Below are 1,444 nucleotides of genomic sequence, written 5' to 3'. Positions count from 1 at the left end.
AACGACAGGCCTTCAAACCGGGTACATGAACTGCTGCCCTGGAATCTCTCCTCTGTAAAATAATCCTTACGCCACGTTCAGTATGGGGCGCTTACATTTTTCCGACTCATGTCCCAGATACATCGTGATTCACTGGCAGATAATCCATGGGCGGATGCTGCCCTGGTCGAGGCTGAATCGCTGACAGACATAACCAACCAGCAGCTTCAGAAATGGCAGCGTAATCTTGAGGAAATCATGTTTTTGCTGCCGGGTAATACTTTTTGTTCAGAAGGGTACGCCACTTCACCGCTGAAAATCGGTGTCCACAGCCATACTCAGCTTGGATATCGCTCCGCTTACCTTCTTGCTGCCTCCGATCAAATAATTATGACTATTTTCCAGGCTCACCATTACGGCCTGATTTCACTGAAAGAGCGTAAAGCATGGCTACATCGTGTTAGCCATCAAATTCGTTGTATCTTCTCTATAGCCCAGCGTTACCACTCTCTGCCTGTTACCCGTCAAGATATTGCATCAAATAACGCTAATGCCCAACAGGCGATAAAACAACTGGGGAAACTTGACAGGGCGATCCTTCTGGGAACCCGTCGTTCTCGCTATTCGCCGCCGGTAAACGCTGAGAGCATCAGGTTGCTAAAATCAGCCTTCAAATGCCTTTCACATCAAGCGGAGGCTACAAAGCTGATGGGGCCGGATGATCAACAGTGAAACCACTACTGCTCATTTTTGGTCGGCATGGGTTGGTGCGCGTTAACCATTCTGGATTGTAGGCGCATGCTCCGCTCCCCGGAAATGAACGTCGGGCACAGTCAGCTCAAAGCCGGCCGTGAACGGGAAGACGAGGTTACATCCATGACCATGAGGCCGTGCAGCGTATCAACGTCCGTCTCCAGCGCCACGCCTTTATACAGGTGAACAACGCAGCGCTGGCCGCTGCCCTGGCCCCCGAACTGATGCACCTCAGTGAACTGCCGGGACCACACTACCGCCAGTATTCGCGACGCGTTGTCCGTTCATCCGGCAAGCGAGGTTGAAGCGCATTATGCGGATGACGACCGGGATATTCTGACAGCTATCGGCTTCCGGCCTGACAGGGCATCCCGGACAGATAATCAGGCCAGACACTGAACCCGATGTTCATTCAGCAACAGGCCGCGCAGAGCGGCGTTGTGGCATAAATCAGTTTCGGTGGGTTTGCCGGATTAACCCGGGGAATGCCTCTGAGTCCGTAATATTGTTCAGCGACAGGTCTGCACAGATAATTTCATGAGTGTTTGCTGCCAGATGCCAGATGCCAGATGCCAGATGAAATGTACAGGGGGGTGACGAGATGCCCAATCGCACCGGACCCTGTACACGATTCTGTGTAAATGCCTTTTCTCAGAAGTGACCATCCAGGCGGTCACCAAACTCGATAATAAAGCGGCTCATTGCCATACGC

2 protein-coding genes and 2 pseudogenes are annotated in these 1,444 nt (G+C 52.1%); 3 read left to right on the top strand and 1 reads right to left on the bottom strand.

Annotated features, from left to right (window positions below; all coding sequences use genetic code 11):
- Positions 1 to 93: 93 nt before the first annotated feature.
- The 3 genes and pseudogenes from B9Y90_RS26110 to B9Y90_RS27495 form a co-directional block, all read left to right on the top strand.
- Positions 94 to 711 (top strand): annotated as a pseudogene (locus B9Y90_RS26110) (PFL_4669 family integrating conjugative element protein); the annotation flags it as partial.
- 158 nt (positions 712 to 869) lie between these two features.
- On the top strand, positions 870 to 1,037 hold the full coding sequence (locus B9Y90_RS27500) for a phage polarity suppression protein (protein WP_254902779.1): 168 nt from the start codon (positions 870 to 872) through the stop codon (positions 1,035 to 1,037).
- On the top strand, positions 967 to 1,131 hold the full coding sequence (locus tag B9Y90_RS27495; protein ID WP_139827521.1) for a phage polarity suppression protein: 165 nt from the start codon (positions 967 to 969) through the stop codon (positions 1,129 to 1,131). Before B9Y90_RS27500 ends, B9Y90_RS27495 begins: the two co-directional genes overlap by 71 nt.
- Before the next feature lie 57 nt (positions 1,132 to 1,188).
- Here the strand turns inward: B9Y90_RS27495 and B9Y90_RS27080 are convergent.
- Positions 1,189 to 1,296 (bottom strand): annotated as a pseudogene (locus tag B9Y90_RS27080) (IS5/IS1182 family transposase); the annotation flags it as partial.
- Between the last annotated feature and the right edge of the window lie 148 nt (positions 1,297 to 1,444).

Source organism: Cedecea sp. NFIX57 (assembly GCF_900177785.1).
Taxonomy (GTDB): domain Bacteria; phylum Pseudomonadota; class Gammaproteobacteria; order Enterobacterales; family Enterobacteriaceae; genus Cedecea; species Cedecea neteri_C.
The sequence above is the reverse complement of the archived record's forward strand: the minus strand, read 5'-3'. Positions and strand labels throughout refer to the sequence as shown.